11 protein-coding genes are annotated in these 13,453 nt (G+C 74.1%); 4 read left to right on the top strand and 7 right to left on the bottom strand.

Annotated elements, in window-relative coordinates; all coding sequences use genetic code 11:
- The first annotated feature begins 282 nt into the window (after positions 1-282).
- Entirely contained in the window at positions 283-2,613 is a 2,331-nt protein-coding gene (locus tag ACFOWE_RS09895; protein ID WP_377286906.1) for a sodium-translocating pyrophosphatase, read from the top strand.
- Between the two features lie 460 nt (positions 2,614-3,073).
- The gene (locus ACFOWE_RS09900) at positions 3,074-3,547 is read left to right on the top strand and encodes a SixA phosphatase family protein (RefSeq protein WP_377286907.1); all 474 of its coding nucleotides are present in this window, start codon (positions 3,074-3,076) and stop codon (positions 3,545-3,547) included.
- 133 nt (positions 3,548-3,680) lie between these two features.
- On the opposite strand, the gene serB is transcribed toward ACFOWE_RS09900, so the two are convergent.
- The 5 genes from serB to ACFOWE_RS09925 all read right to left on the bottom strand — a co-directional run bounded on the left by serB (position 3,681) and on the right by ACFOWE_RS09925 (position 8,919).
- Positions 3,681-4,904 carry a phosphoserine phosphatase SerB gene (serB, locus tag ACFOWE_RS09905; protein WP_377286908.1) on the bottom strand — a complete coding sequence of 408 codons (1,224 nt, stop codon included), beginning with the start codon at positions 4,902-4,904 and terminating at the stop codon, positions 3,681-3,683.
- A gap of 160 nt (positions 4,905-5,064) precedes the next feature.
- The gene (locus ACFOWE_RS09910) at positions 5,065-5,616 is read right to left on the bottom strand and encodes a hypothetical protein (protein WP_377286910.1); all 552 of its coding nucleotides are present in this window, start codon (positions 5,614-5,616) and stop codon (positions 5,065-5,067) included.
- A gap of 317 nt (positions 5,617-5,933) precedes the next feature.
- Positions 5,934-6,590 (bottom strand): LutC/YkgG family protein, encoded by a 657-nt coding sequence (locus ACFOWE_RS09915; RefSeq protein WP_377286911.1) that lies wholly within the window; start codon positions 6,588-6,590, stop codon positions 5,934-5,936.
- Complete coding sequence (locus ACFOWE_RS09920; RefSeq protein ID WP_377287124.1) at positions 6,587-8,125, bottom strand: LutB/LldF family L-lactate oxidation iron-sulfur protein; 1,539 nt, start codon at positions 8,123-8,125, stop codon at positions 6,587-6,589. Before ACFOWE_RS09920 ends, ACFOWE_RS09915 begins: the two co-directional genes overlap by 4 nt.
- 20 nt (positions 8,126-8,145) lie before the next feature.
- A complete protein-coding gene (locus ACFOWE_RS09925; protein WP_377286912.1) occupies positions 8,146-8,919 on the bottom strand; it encodes a (Fe-S)-binding protein in 774 nt (257 codons plus the stop codon).
- A 422-nt stretch (positions 8,920-9,341) separates the two neighbouring features.
- Here ACFOWE_RS09925 and ACFOWE_RS09930 point away from each other — a divergent pair, with 422 nt between their 5' ends.
- Positions 9,342-10,097: a FadR/GntR family transcriptional regulator gene (locus ACFOWE_RS09930; RefSeq protein ID WP_377286913.1), complete on the top strand. Its 756-nt coding sequence runs from the start codon at positions 9,342-9,344 to the stop codon at positions 10,095-10,097.
- 131 nt (positions 10,098-10,228) lie between these two features.
- On the opposite strand, the gene ACFOWE_RS09935 is transcribed toward ACFOWE_RS09930, so the two are convergent.
- Together ACFOWE_RS09935 and ACFOWE_RS09940 are read right to left on the bottom strand one after the other, a co-directional pair.
- On the bottom strand, positions 10,229-11,485 hold the full coding sequence (locus tag ACFOWE_RS09935; protein ID WP_377286914.1) for an S-adenosylmethionine:tRNA ribosyltransferase-isomerase: 1,257 nt from the start codon (positions 11,483-11,485) through the stop codon (positions 10,229-10,231).
- On the bottom strand, positions 11,482-12,150 hold the full coding sequence (locus tag ACFOWE_RS09940; protein ID WP_377286915.1) for an SDR family NAD(P)-dependent oxidoreductase: 669 nt from the start codon (positions 12,148-12,150) through the stop codon (positions 11,482-11,484). Before ACFOWE_RS09940 ends, ACFOWE_RS09935 begins: the two co-directional genes overlap by 4 nt.
- 124 nt (positions 12,151-12,274) lie before the next feature.
- On the opposite strand from ACFOWE_RS09940, the gene ACFOWE_RS09945 reads away from it, so the two are divergent.
- Entirely contained in the window at positions 12,275-13,399 is a 1,125-nt protein-coding gene (locus ACFOWE_RS09945) for a GAF domain-containing sensor histidine kinase (protein WP_377286916.1), read from the top strand.
- Positions 13,400-13,453 lie beyond the last annotated feature (54 nt).

A 13,453-nucleotide genomic window follows, 5' to 3' on the forward strand; every position in this document is an offset into this window, starting at 1 on the left:
GAGGTGGCGTGAGCAGGCCGATCAGCGGGCACTATCGGACACGTTGCCGATTGACGGTGCACAGAGGCTTCATATCCGCGTCCTGGCTGCGTAGACTCCCCGCACCGGCCAAGGTTTGTCCTTCGGACGGAACCGATGTCTGGTTCCGTTCCGGAAGAAGGTCTGTGGACGCAACCGGAAGCGGCACTGCCAATCACCCGGATGTGCGCCGCCAGCCCGCCGCTCCACCTATCGCAGCGCACTCCGGGCAGGACGTGTTCCCGTCTTGCCGAGGAGAGTCGGATGTCAGTCCATCTCGCCGTTGCCGATGGGGCAACGGTATCCCTGAGCGGTTCCCACCTCACCATCGTGGTCGTGGTCGCCGCCGTCGCCCTGCTCGCGCTCGCCGTCGCCGGCGGCCTCGTGCGGGAGGTGCTCGCGGCCGACCAGGGCACCGAACGCATGCGGAACATCTCGCGGGCCGTACAGGAAGGGGCCGCCGCGTATCTCACGCGGCAGTTCCGCACGCTCGCGGTGTTCGTCGTCATCATTCCGTTCCTTCTCTATCTGCTCCCGGCGTCGTCCACAGGGGTGGCGATCGGGCGATCGGTCTTCTTCGTGATCGGCGCGCTGTTCTCCGCGCTGACCGGCTTCATGGGCATGTGGCTGGCGGTGCGCGGGAACGTCCGCGTCGCCGCCGCAGCGCGGTCGTCGGGCGAGCGGGCCGCCATGCGCATCGCCTTCCGCACCGGCGGCGTGGCGGGCATGTTCACCGTCGGCCTGGGCCTGCTGGGCGCGGCCATCGTGGTGTTCGCCTACAAGGGCGACGCCCCCGCCGTGCTGGAGGGCTTCGGTTTCGGCGCCGCGCTGCTGGCGATGTTCATGCGGGTCGGCGGCGGCATCTTCACCAAGGCGGCCGACGTCGGCGCCGACCTGGTCGGCAAGGTGGAGCAGGGCATCCCGGAGGACGACCCGCGCAACGCCGCCACCATCGCCGACAACGTCGGCGACAACGTGGGCGACTGCGCGGGCATGGCCGCCGACCTGTTCGAGTCCTACGCGGTCATGCTGGTCGCCAGCCTGATCCTGGGCAAGGTGGCGTTCGGCACCGAGGGCCTGGTCTTCCCGCTGATCGTGCCGATGATCGGCGTGCTGACCGCGATCATCGGCATCTTCGTCACCTCCCCGCGCAGCGGCGACCGCAACGGGATGGCCGCCATCAACCGCGGCTTCTTCATCTCCGCGATCATCTCGGCGGTGCTGGTCACCGGGGCGGCCTTCCTCTACCTGCCGGGCAGCTTCGCCGAGTTGACCGGGGTGAGCCCGCAGATCGCGGCCCTCGACACCGATCCGCGGATCATCGCGATCGGCGCGGTGCTGATCGGCCTGGTCCTCGCCAGCGCGATCCAGCTCCTCACCGGCTACTTCACCGAGACCAACCGGCGGCCGGTGAAGGAGATCGGCGAGAGCTCCGTCACCGGGCCCGCCACGGTCATCCTGTCCGGCATCAGCGTCGGCCTGGAGTCGGCGGTCTACTCGGCGCTGCTCATCGGCGGCGCGGTCTACGGCGCGTTCATGCTCGGCTTCGGCAACGTCACCGTCGCCCTGTTCGCCGTGGCCCTGGCCGGCACCGGCCTGCTGACCACGGTGGGCGTCATCGTCTCCATGGACACCTTCGGGCCGGTCTCCGACAACGCCCAGGGCATCGCCGAGATGTCGGGCGACGTCGAGGGCGAGGGCGCCGCGGTGCTCACCTCGCTGGACGCCGTCGGCAACACCACCAAGGCCATCACCAAGGGCATCGCGATCGCCACCGCCGTGCTCGCCGCGACGGCGCTGTTCGGCGCCTTCCGCACGGCGGTCGAGACCGAGCTGGGCACGGCCTCGGACAGCGTGAAGGAGGCACTGGGCATCTTCGCCACCTTCACCCTCGGCGTCGACTCGCCGAACGTGCTCGTCGGCCTGGTGGTCGGCGCCGCGGTCGTGTTCATGTTCTCCGGTCTGGCGATCATGGCGGTCGGCCGGGCGGCCATGCGGGTCGTCTTCGAGGTGCGGGAGCAGTTCCGCAGCAGGCCGGGCATCATGGACGGCACCGAGACGCCCGAGTACGGCAGGGTCGTGGACATCTGCACCCGCGACTCGCTGCGCGAGCTGGCCACGCCCGGCCTGCTCGCGGTGATGACGCCGATCGCGGTGGGCTTCGCCCTCGGCTACGCGCCGCTCGGCGCGTTCCTGGCCGGCGCGATCGCCTGCGGCACGCTGATGGCGGTCTTCCTGGCCAACTCCGGCGGCGCCTGGGACAACGCCAAGAAGCTGGTCGAGGACGGCCACCACGGCGGCAAGGGCTCCGAGGCACACGCGGCCACGGTCATCGGCGACACGGTCGGCGACCCGTTCAAGGACACCGCGGGCCCGGCGATCAACCCGCTCATCAAGGTGATGAACCTGGTGGCGCTGCTGATCGCCCCGGCGGTCGTGATCTACGCCGACAACACGGTGCTGCGGGTGGGCATCGCGGTGCTCGCCCTGGTCGTGGTGATCGCCGCGGTGGTCGTCTCCAAGCGCCGGACGGTGGACGACCTGCCGGGCGAGCCCACCGCCCCGGACCGCGAGCCGGAGCCGATCGCCGGCTGAGCTCCGTACGGCCGTCCGGAGGGAGCGGCGGCACAGAGGGGTGCGCGGGACGCCCGCGCACCCCTCGCGCGTGTACGGCCGCGCACCCCTCGTGCGTGTACGGCCGCGCCGGGCAGCGCCCGGCGGGTCCCGGCCCGGCACCGCCCGGCGGCCCCTGGTTTCCGCGCACCCCTCGCGCGGGTACGGAGCACGGGCGGTGGGACACTGGGCCGTGACTCCGAGGCGGCCTCGCGCCCCCTCGGCCGGGGCGGCGGCCGGGACCCGGCGGCCGGGACGGCACGACGACAGCGACGGGCGACAGCGACAAGGGGAGGGACGGCACGCCCCGGCCACGGGCCGGCGGAGGTGCCGGCGGGCCGATGGAACAACAGCCTTCCGGGGGCAGGGCGCTCCTGATGATCCTGCTGGCGATGGCCGTGGTGTTCACGGTGATCATCGCGCTCGCCATGTGGGCGGCGAGGTGACGGCGCGCACGCTGATCGTGCTGCGGCACGCGAAGGCGGCCCATGTCCCCGGACTCGCGGACGCGGAGCGGCCTCTCACGGACCGGGGAGAGCGCGACGCCCGCAGGATCGGCGAGGTCCTCGCCGACCTGGGGCTCCGGCCGGACCTGGTGCTCTGCTCCCCGTCCGCGCGGACCAGGCGGACCGCCGAGCTGGCCGTACCGGACGGGGCCGTCGAGTACGAGCGGGACATCTACGAGGCCTACGCCGACGAGCTGCTGACGCTGCTGCGGCGGACCGACTCCGAGGTGCGCACGCTGCTGCTGGTCGGGCACAACCCCGGCGTCCACGAGCTCGTGATGGGACTGACCACACGTGACGGCGACCCCGGCTTCCCGCCGGGGGCGTTCGCCGTCATCGAGACCGGCGGGGAGTGGGCGGAGCTGGAGACGGGGCGCGCCGTCACCCGGTGGAGCCCGAAGGGCCACTGACCCGCAGGCCCGGGAAGCCGCCCGCCGTCGGCAGGCCCGCGGACCGGAAAGTCCTGCGGGCCGGGAAGGCCCGCGGACCGGAAAGTCCTGCGGGCCGGGAAACCGGTACGGAGAGTCCCGGCCGGAGCCGGAGTCAGTATTCCCTGGCGACCAGGCCGTCCTCGGCGTCGGCGGCCTCGACCTCGGCCCGGGAGATGCCGAGCAGATAGAGGATCGAGTCGAGGTACGGCACGCTCACCGCGGCGTCGGCGGCCTGGCGGACCACCGGCTTGGCGTTGAACGCGATGCCCAGCCCCGCCGCCGCGATCATGTCCAGGTCGTTGGCGCCGTCGCCGATCGCCACGGTCTGGCTGAGCGGGATGCCCGCCTGGCGGGCGAAGCGCTCCAGGGCCCGCGCCTTGCCCGCGCGGTCCACGATCTCGCCGACCACCCGCCCGGTGAGCACGCCGTCCACCACCTCCAGGGTGTTGGCCGCGGAGTAGTCGATCCCGAGCTCGCTGACGAGGCCGTCGGTGAGCTGGGTGAAGCCGCCGCTGACGATCGCGAACCGGTAGTCGAGCCGCTTGAGCGTGCGCACCAGGGTGCGGGCGCCGGGGGTGAGCACGATCTCCTTGCTGACCTTCGTGAAGATCTCCTCGGGGAGGCCTTCGAGCAGCGCCACCCGGCGGCGGAGCGACTCGGCGAAGTCGAGCTCGCCGCGCATCGCCTCCTCGGTGACCTTGGCGACCTCGTCCAGGCAGCCCGCGTGCGCGGCCAGCAGCTCGATCACCTCGGCCTGGATGAGCGTGGAGTCCACGTCCATCACGATCAGCCGCTTGGCCCTGCGGTACAGGCCGCTGCGCTGCACGGCCACGTCCACCTGCTGCGCGTGCGCCTCGACGGCCAGCTCGGCGCGGAGCGCGTCCGGGTCGGCGCCGGAAACGGCGAGCTCGATGCAGGTGACCGGGTAGCTGGACAGCCGCTCGATCCGGTCGATGTTGGCGCCGGAGGCGGCGATCCGGCCGGTGATGCCCGCCATCGCGGCGGGGAGCAGCGGCGCGCCGAGCACGCTGACGTGCAGCCGGCCGCGGCGGCGCTTCTCCTTGGTGTCGGAGCCGGTGGCCAGCTGGACCTCCATGCCGAGGTCCTCCGCGACGCGCTCGACGGCCGTCCACAGCGCGCCGAGGGTCTGGCCGGTTCCGGTGGGGGCGTCGCCGGTGTGGGCGACGAGGACGCCGAGGGTCAGCCGGCCGCGGATGACGACCTGCTCGATGTCGGCCACGGCGACGGGGAAACCGGCCAGCACGGAGAAGAGCCGGGACGTGACGCCCGGACGGTCGGGGCCGGTCAGCGTGATCAGGAGCGTGCGCTGGTTCATCGGTGTCTACGCTATCCGTCCCGGGAAACGCCCGGACACGGGGTTCAGCATGCGGACACCCGCCGCCGTCCGGAGCCCGCTCCCGGAAGGCTCCGCCCGGACCGCCGCGGAGGAGCCCCGGCCGCGCGGGAACGGGGCTCCCCGCCGTGCCGGTGTACGGCTAGCGGCGCACGATCTTGGTCTTGACCTTCACGTACTTCAGGTCGACCCCGGTCTCGAGGCCGTACATGTCCAGGGTGTCGATGCCGCCCGCGGGGACGTCGATCGAAGCGCTGGCGAACTCGGCGGTCGCGGTGCCCCGGGCGCTGCTCCGCAGCCAGACCTTGACCTTGACGGTGGCCGACTCGCCGGCGTCCAGCCGGTCGAGCAGGCAGCCGATCTCGCGCTTGTCGGCGTCGGCCTCGCAGTAGGAGCCCTTCGGGCCGGTGACGCGGACCTTGTAGGCCTGCTTGGGGGTCTCACCGGCGACGTAGGCGATGTCGGTGTACCACTTGCCGACGTTCTTGATCTTGAGCGTGTAGGTGATCGTACGGCCCGCGTAGACCCGGCGCGGGTAGTAGGCGGTCACCTTCAGCGGCGAGAGCGGGGGCGTCTCCTGAACCCCGGCCACGGGCGGGGTGACGCCCGCGGTCTGGGCGTTGGCGGTCTGGGGGGCGAGCAGCAGACCTCCCGCCATGGCGAAGGCGGCGAGGGCGGTCAGGGGCCGGCGCATGAATTCTCCCGTTTGAAGGTGGTTCGTCGGCCCGATCATGGCGTGATCGACTTGAAGTTCTCTTGCAGATGGATGATCACGCTGCTCACCGCACCTGTCCCGCCCGTGTCCGGGTGGTCCAGGGCGTGCCGGGAGGCCGTCCTCCGAGACCTCCGGACCGGGACCTCCGGACCGGGACCTCCGGACCGGGACCTCCGGACCGGGACCTCCGGACCGGGACCTCCGGACCGGGACCTCCGGACCGGGACCTCCGGACCGAGGCCGCCTCGGCCGGAAGGGCGCCCTTCGGGAGCCGCCCGGGAGCGGGACCCTCCGGGTCAGACGACGATGAGGACCTCCAGGGTGCGCGGGCCGTGCACGCCCTCGACCCGGCGCAACTCGATGTCGCTGGTGGCGGACGGGCCGGAGACGAAGGTCAGCGGGCGGGACGGGTCCAGGCGGGCCAGCCCCTCCGGCAGGGAGAAGACGACCTGCTCCGCCCGGACCACGCACAGGTGGTAGTCCGGGACCAGGGTGAGGGCCCGCCGCCCCTGGCCGGGGCCGCAGTCGAGGACCAGCGTCCCGGTGGCCGCGACGGCGACGGCGGCCGTGGTGACCACCCCGGCCACCGCGTCCAGTTCGTCGACGGGCAGCGGCGGATCGTCGTGCAGCACCCGCACGGAGGCCGGCCACGCCCGCCACTCCGCCGGGAAGCCCTCCGGCACCACCACCCCGCCGGCGCCCCGGGCGGCCAGGGCCCCGGACAGCGCCTCCGCGACCGCTCCCGCGACCTCCCCCGGGCCCGCCGTCCGCACCGCGGCCCGGTAGTCGACCAGGCGATCGGTGAGCAGCGCCACCGCCTCGGCGGAGCCGGGCGGCGGGGTCCCGCCGGTGGAGTAGCGCCGGGGCACCGGCACGTCCTCGGGCCGCTCGGTCTCCGGCACGTCCGCCAGGGCACGGCGGATGCGGCCGAGGATCTCCTCACGCGCGTTCATCGGTCACCTCCGGTGCGCGGACCCCGGCCTCCGGGCGGGGTCTCCGGTCCGATGGGTCCGATGGGTCCGATGGGTCCGATGGGTCCGATGGGTCCGATGGACCCTCTCCCGCCGGATCCGGGGCGCGTCCTGTCCCACCAGGCCCGGAAGCTCTCCTTCGGCGGCGCCGGGACGTCCCGCGCGTCGGTCCACGCCGACAGCGGTCCCGGCATCCGCCCGATCCGGCCGCGCCGCGCGAGCAGCCGCCCGGCGGCGGAGCCCGCGCGCTGCGCGGCGGCCAGCCGCGACGGGGCGGCGAAGACCCAGCCCGCGGCGCCCATCGCCAGCCGCTCCAGCGCCTTCCGGCGTCCGGAGGACCCCTCCACGACGCGGGCGCGCAGGTGGACCAGGACCTCCGGAATGTCGATCTTCACGGGGCAGACGTCGTAGCAGGCGCCGCAGAGCGTCGAGGCGTACGGCAGGGCGCGTTCCGTCTCCGAGGCGGTGCCGCGCAGCTGCGGGCCGAGGATCGCGCCGATCGGGCCCGGGTAGACGGAGCCGTAGGCGTGCCCGCCGACCCGCTCGTAGACGGGGCAGACGTTCAGGCAGGCCGAGCAGCGGATGCAGTTCAGCGCCTGGCGGCCGATCCGGTCGGCCAGCACGCCGGTCCTGCCGGCGTCCAGCAGCACGAGGTGGAAGACACGCGGCCCGTCGCCTGCGGCGGTGCCCGTCCACGTCGAGGTGTACGGGTTCATCCGCTCGCCGGTGGAGGAGCGGGGCAGGAGCTGGAGGTAGACCTCCAGGTCCCGCCAGGTGGGGACCACCTTCTCGATGCCGACGACGGAGATCAGTGTCTCGGGGAGGGTCAGGCACATGCGGCCGTTGCCCTCCGACTCGACCACGACGGCGGTGCCGGTCTCGGCCACCAGGAAGTTGGCGCCGGAGACGCCGACCTTCGCCCGCAGGAACTTCTCCCGCAGGTGGGTCCGGGCCGCCGCGGCGAGCGCGGCGGGGTCGTCGGTGAGGCCGTCGGGCGCGGGCACGCCGTAGGCGGCCATGTTCCGCAGGAAGATCTCCCTGATCTCGGCGCGGTTGCGGTGGATGGCGGGGACCAGGATGTGCGAGGGCAGGTCGTCACCGAGCTGCACGATCAGCTCGGCCAGGTCCGTCTCGTACGCGGCGATGCCCGCGGCGGCCAGCGCCTCGTTCAGGCCGATCTCCTGGGTGGTCATGGACTTGACCTTGACCACCTCCTGCTCGCCGGTCTCCCGGACCAGGTCGACGACGATGCGGCCGGCCTCCTCGGCGTCGCGCGCCCAGTGCACCCGCCCGCCCGCGGCGGTCACCCTCTCCTCCAGCTGGAGCAGGTAGGTGTCGAGGTGGCGCAGGGTGCGCTCCTTGACGGCCCGCCCGGCCTCGCGCAGCTCCTCCCAGTCGGGCAGCTCCCCGACCACGGCCGCCCGCTTGTTCCGGATGGTCCGGGTGGCGTGCGCGAGGTTGCGGCGCAGCTGCGTGTCGGCGAGGGCGCGGCCGGCCGCGGCGGGGAACGCCGGCATGCCCAGGAACGTCCGCCTGCTCACCGGGGCGTCACCTCCCCGGCGGGCCGGACCGGGAGGTCGGCTCCCGCCTCGGTGGAGGCGAGGATCTCGGCCAGGTGCAGGGTCCGCACGCCCGTGCGGAGCCGGGAGAGGGCTCCACCGATGTGCATCAGGCAGGAGTTGTCGCCCGCGCACAGCACCTCGGCGCCGGTGTCCAGCACGCGCCGCACCTTGTCGGCGCACATCGCCACCGAGGTGTCGGGGTTCTTCACCGCGAACGTCCCGCCGAAGCCGCAGCACTGGTCGGCCTCGGGCAGCTCGACCAGGTCGATGCCGCGTACGGCCCGCAGCAGGGCGAGCGGCCGGTCGCCGACGCGGAGCATGCGCAGCGAGTGGCAGGTGGGGTGGTAGGTGACCCGGTGCGGGAAGTAGGCCCCCACGTCGGTGACGCCGAGCACGTCCACGAGGAACTCGGACAGCTCGTAGACCCGCGGAGCCGTCTCCACGACCGCGGGCAGGTCCGGATCACCGGAGATCGCGGCCACGCGGGGGTGGTGCTCGCGGGCCATGGCGGCGCACGACCCCGACGGGGTCACCACGGCGTCGTAGCCCGCGAAGACCTCGGCGAAGCGCCGCACCAGCGGCACGCAGGCGCGCTGGTAGCCGGTGTTGAAGTGCATCTGGCCGCAGCAGGTCTGGCCGGCGGGGAAGTCCGCCGTGCAGCCGAGCCGCTCCAGCAGCCGCACCACGGCCTTCCCCGTCTCGGGGAACATCGTGTCGTTGAAGCAGGTGATGAACAGTGCGATCCGCATGATCCCTCCGGTGCGCGTCACGGCCGCGGGAGCGTCCGCGGGGCGACGCGGACCTGCGGGTAGAGCAGTATGCCCGGGTCCGTCTCCGGGAACCGGCCCTCGCGGGCCGCGCGCCCGGCGGAGGCGGGACGGGGGACGGGAGCGGGACGGAGTCGGTGCATGCGGCCCTCTGTGTTTGGTCAGACCATAGATCGGCCCGCTCAGCTAAGCAGGAGCATGTCTCCCTGTCCAGGGAGCCTCTGTTTGGTCTGACCAATCTCCGGGCTTCTCAAGCTAGGCTCGGCGTGCCCCGGGGCACCGGTGCCCCGGTTCCGCGAGCCGTACGGCGTGCCGCCGCGGACCGGCGCGGGTGCGGGGCGAGAGGCGAGTCCGGGGAAGGGCCGTGCGGAACGACGAGGGCGAGGCGGGCATGGGCGGGACTCATGGGTGAGGCGGCGGAGTGGGAGCCGGTGCCGCGCTTCCGCACCTTCGAACTGGTGCTGGCCCGGATCGAGGAGCAGATCCTCGCCGGAAGCCTGCGGGTGGGAGACCGGCTCCCGCCGGAACGCGAGCTGGTCGAGCTGCTCGGCGTCAGCAGGGCCGCGGTGCGCGAGGCCCTGCGGGTCCTCGAGGCCCAGGGGGTGCTCCGCTCCAGGGTGGGCACGGGACCGTCCTCGGGAAGCGTGATCACGGCCATGCCGAGCGCGGGGCTCACCCAGCTGCTCCGGTTGCACATCGCCCTGGCGAACTTCCCCTTCGACGACGTCGTCGAGTCGCGCGCCACCCTGGAGAGCGCGAGCGCCCGCCTGGCCGCCGGACGCGCCACCGAGGAGGACCTCGCCCGGATGCGCGCCGAACTGGCGCGCATGGACGAGCCCGGACTGCCCCGCGAGCGGTTCAACGACCACGACACCGCCTTCCACGTGGCCGTGGCGGAGGCCGGCGGGAACCGCCTGATCGCCGACATGACCGTCGCGGTGCGCAACGCGGTCCGGCACACCCTGCTCGGGGCCTTCCACCGGATCGGCGACTGGGAGGCCGTCGCCGCCCGGCTGCGGGCCGAGCACCACGCCATCTACGACGCCGTCGCCGCCGGGGACGGCGAGCGCGCCAGCCGCCTGGTGGAGGCGCACATCCGCGACTTCCACCGCGACGTCGTCGGCACGGCCCGGGAGGGCGATCCGGCCGGCCCGCGGTAGCGCCGGCGCCGCCCGCCTGGCGGGGACCACGCCTCCACGCCTCCGCGTCTCCGCGTCTCCGCGTCTCCGCGTCTCCGCGTCTCCGTGTCCGGGCCACCGGGCGTCCGGGCGGACCGGGCAGGGCGCGGTGGTCAGCGGAGGATCAGGTGGAGGTCGCCGAACTCGTGCCAGAGGTAGCGTTCCCGCAGCGCCTCCTCGTACGACCGGGAGAGCAGTTCCCGCCCGGCGATCGCCGCCAGCATCATCAGGTGGCTGGAGCGCGGCTCGTGCAGGCCGGTGAGCAGGCCGTCCACCGCCCGTACCCCGGTCGAGGGGGTGACGACGTGCGAGGTCCAGCCGCGTGCCGCCCGTATCCCGCCGTCCCCGGCCGGTGTCTCCACCGCGCCGGCTCCGGCCGCCGTCTCCACCGGATGGAGCCCGCCGTCCCCGGCCGGTGTCTCCGGCGCCGGGGAGCCGCCGCCCAGGGCGGCCGTCTCCAGAGCCCGGACCACGGTCGTGCCGACGGCGATCACCCGTCCGCCGGTCTCCCGGGCCAGCCGTACCTGACGCGCGGTGCTCTCCGGCACCTCGAACCGCTCCGGATAGGGCGGCTCGTCCTTCTCCGGGGAGGCCACGCCGGTGTGCAGCGTGACCGGTGCGACGCCGATCCCGCGCGCCACCAGCTCCGTGACCAGTCCGGTGGTGAACGGCCGTCCGGCGCTGGGCATCTCCGCGCTTCCCGGGACCACCCCGAACACGGTCTGGTACGCCGGCAGCGGCCAGTCCTCCTCCACGTAGGAGTAACGGATCGGCACGCCGTACCGGCTCAGGTAGCCGGGGACCCCGCGGTCCAGCCGGGCCCGCCAGAGCCGCGGCGTCCGGCGCTCGAGCAGCCGCAGGGTGGCGCCGCCGGGCAGCGGGAGCCACTCGCCGGGCGCGCCGCCGGTGTAGGGCTCGCTGGCCCGCGCCGTACGGCGGCGCAGCTCGACCAGCCAGGCGCCGTCGGCCAGCTCGGTGGAGAAGTGCACCGCGAGCCGGTCCAGCCGGACCGCGGCCGGGAGCGTGGCGGAGTTGTTGACCACGAGCAGGTCGCCGGGGCTGAGCAGGTCGGGCAGGCCGGTGAAGCGGCGGTGCTCCACCCGTCCGGTGCGGCGGTGCGCGACCAGCAGCCGGACCCCGTCCCGGGCCAGCCCCCGGGCCTCCGGCGGGCGGCGCGCCTCCAGTTCGGCCGGGAGCACGAAGTCCGCACTCATCACCTCCGCGGTGCCCATCGCGTCCGCGGTGCCCATCGCGTCTGCGGTGCCCATCGCGTCTGCGGTGCCCATCGCGTCCGTGGTGCGCGTCACGTCCGCGGCGTCCATCGCTTCCAGCCCGTCCGGTGCGTCCGTCACGCCTGTCGCGTCCGTCATGGGAGGATCACCCGCCCGCTCGCCGGGCGCCCGGAGAGCAACCGGAGCAGCGCGGGGACGACGGCCTCGGGGCCGGGCGCCGCCGACGCCTCCTTCTCGCCGACCGCCTCGGCGAGCATGGCCGTGTTCATCTCGCCCGGGTCCACCCACCAGACCGCGACCTCGGGCTCCTCGACCGCGAGCACGTTGGAGAGCTGGTCCAGCGCCGCCTTGGTCGCGCCGTACCCGCCCCAGCCCGCGTAGGCGGCCGCGGCGGCGTCGGAGGAGACGTTGACGATCGCGCCGCGCCGCTCCCGCAGGCTCGGCAGGACCGCCTGGATCAGGGCGAGCGGGGCGAGCACGTTGGTCCGCAGGAGGTCCTCCAGTACGGCGAGCGGGTAGCCGGCCAGCGGCGGCAGAGGCGTCGCGCCCAGCCCTGAGGCGTTGTTGACCAGCAGGTCCAGTCCGCCGTGGTCCCGTACGGCCGCCGCCAGCCGGTCCCGGTGGGCGGGGTCGGCGACGTCACCGGCCAGGGTGAGCGCGCCGAGCCCGCCGGCGGCGGCGTGGAGCGCCTCGGCGCCCCGTGCGGTGAGGATGAGCCGCCAGCCGTCGGCGGCCAGGGCGCGGGCCAGCGCCAGGCCGAGTCCGCGGGAGGCGCCGGTGATGAGTGCGGTCTTCGTCGTCATGCCCCGACGGTAGGAACCGGGCATGGTGTCGCACATCGGGCGTGGGACGGGGGCGGCACGGGCCGATGGGCCTAGGTCCGGCGGCGGAGGTGGAGCGTGGGCCCGGCCACCTAGAGTCTCCTCCATGGACGGAGAGCGGGACGACGTGCTGCACGCGGTGAGCTCCGCCGTGCTCGCGGTGACCAGGCACCTGTCGGTCCGGGAGGTGCTCCAGGTCATCGTCCGCTCGGCGCAGCGGCTGCTGGACGCCCGCTACGCCGCGCTCGGCGTGCCCGACGACGAGGGGGCGTTCGCCGAGTTCGTCGCCGAGGGCATCTCCGAACAGGAGTGGGAGGCCATCGGGCCGGCGCCCCGCCAGCACGGCCTGCTCGGCGCGATGCTCCGCGAGGGCGTGCCGGTCCGGCTGCCCGACATCCGCCGGGACCCCCGCTTCGACTCCTGGCCGCGCGCCCACCCGGTGCTGAAGGACTTCCTCGGGGTGCCGATCCGCGACGGCGACCGGGTGCTCGGCATCGTCTTCCTGTCCAACAAGCGCACCCCGGGCGGGTTCACCGAGGCCGACCAGCGGCTGCTGACGATGTTCGCCGCGCACGCCGCGATCGCCCTGACCAACGCCCGCCTCTACGAGCGGAGCCGGGAGCTCGCACTGGTGGAGGAGCGCACCCGGATGGCCCGGGAGCTGCACGACGCGGTGACGCAGAAGCTGTTCTCGCTCCGGCTCACCGCCCAGGCGGCGGCCTCGCTGGTCACCCGGGACCCGGGCCGGGCGCTGGGGGAGCTGGAGCGGGTGGAGCGGCTGGCGGGGGAGGCGCTGGCCGAGCTCCGCGCGGTCATCGTCGAGCTGCGCCCGGCGGAGCTCGACCGCCACGGCCTGGCCGAGACGCTCCGCAAGCACGTCCGGCTGCTGGACCGGCTCCACCCGGCCTCGTTCTCCTTCGAGGAGGGCGAGGTGTGCGCGCTGGGGCCGGAGACCGAGGCGGCCGTGCTGCGGATCGCCCAGGAGGCGCTGCACAACGCCTCCCGGCACGCGGCCGCGGAGGCGGTCGCCGTACGGCTGGGCTGCGAGGAGGGGCGCCTGGTCATGGAGGTGCACGACGACGGGACCGGGTTCGACACCGCCGCGGTCTCGGGACACGGGCTGGGCATCGCCTCGATGGGCGACCGGGCCCAGGCGCTGGGCGGGAGCGTGCGGGTGGTCTCGGAGCCGGGGCGCGGCACGCTGGTGCGGCTGGAGGTGCCCACGGGATGATCCGCACGGACGCCCGTACGGCGGGCGGGGGGAGGGCGGGCCGCGGGGGCGGCG

The organism is Planomonospora corallina (genome assembly GCF_042650625.1).
Classification (GTDB): Bacteria; Actinomycetota; Actinomycetes; order Streptosporangiales; family Streptosporangiaceae; genus Planomonospora_B; species Planomonospora_B corallina.

Excerpts from the sequence above, each read along its gene's own strand:
- ACFOWE_RS09895 (WP_377286906.1), top strand. The coding sequence starts at position 283 with ATGTCAGTCCATCTCGCCGTTGCCGATGGGGCAACGGTATCCCTGAGC.
- serB (WP_377286908.1), bottom strand. The coding sequence starts at position 4,904 with ATGAACCAGCGCACGCTCCTGATCACGCTGACCGGCCCCGACCGTCCG.
- ACFOWE_RS09910 (WP_377286910.1), bottom strand. The coding sequence starts at position 5,616 with ATGCGCCGGCCCCTGACCGCCCTCGCCGCCTTCGCCATGGCGGGAGGT.
- ACFOWE_RS09915 (WP_377286911.1), bottom strand. The coding sequence starts at position 6,590 with ATGAACGCGCGTGAGGAGATCCTCGGCCGCATCCGCCGTGCCCTGGCG.
- ACFOWE_RS09920 (WP_377287124.1), bottom strand. The coding sequence starts at position 8,125 with ATGCCGGCGTTCCCCGCCGCGGCCGGCCGCGCCCTCGCCGACACGCAG.
- ACFOWE_RS09925 (WP_377286912.1), bottom strand. The coding sequence starts at position 8,919 with ATGCGGATCGCACTGTTCATCACCTGCTTCAACGACACGATGTTCCCC.
- ACFOWE_RS09930 (WP_377286913.1), top strand. The coding sequence starts at position 9,342 with ATGGGTGAGGCGGCGGAGTGGGAGCCGGTGCCGCGCTTCCGCACCTTC.
- ACFOWE_RS09935 (WP_377286914.1), bottom strand. The coding sequence starts at position 11,485 with ATGACGGACGCGACAGGCGTGACGGACGCACCGGACGGGCTGGAAGCG.
- ACFOWE_RS09940 (WP_377286915.1), bottom strand. The coding sequence starts at position 12,150 with ATGACGACGAAGACCGCACTCATCACCGGCGCCTCCCGCGGACTCGGC.
- ACFOWE_RS09945 (WP_377286916.1), top strand. The coding sequence starts at position 12,275 with ATGGACGGAGAGCGGGACGACGTGCTGCACGCGGTGAGCTCCGCCGTG.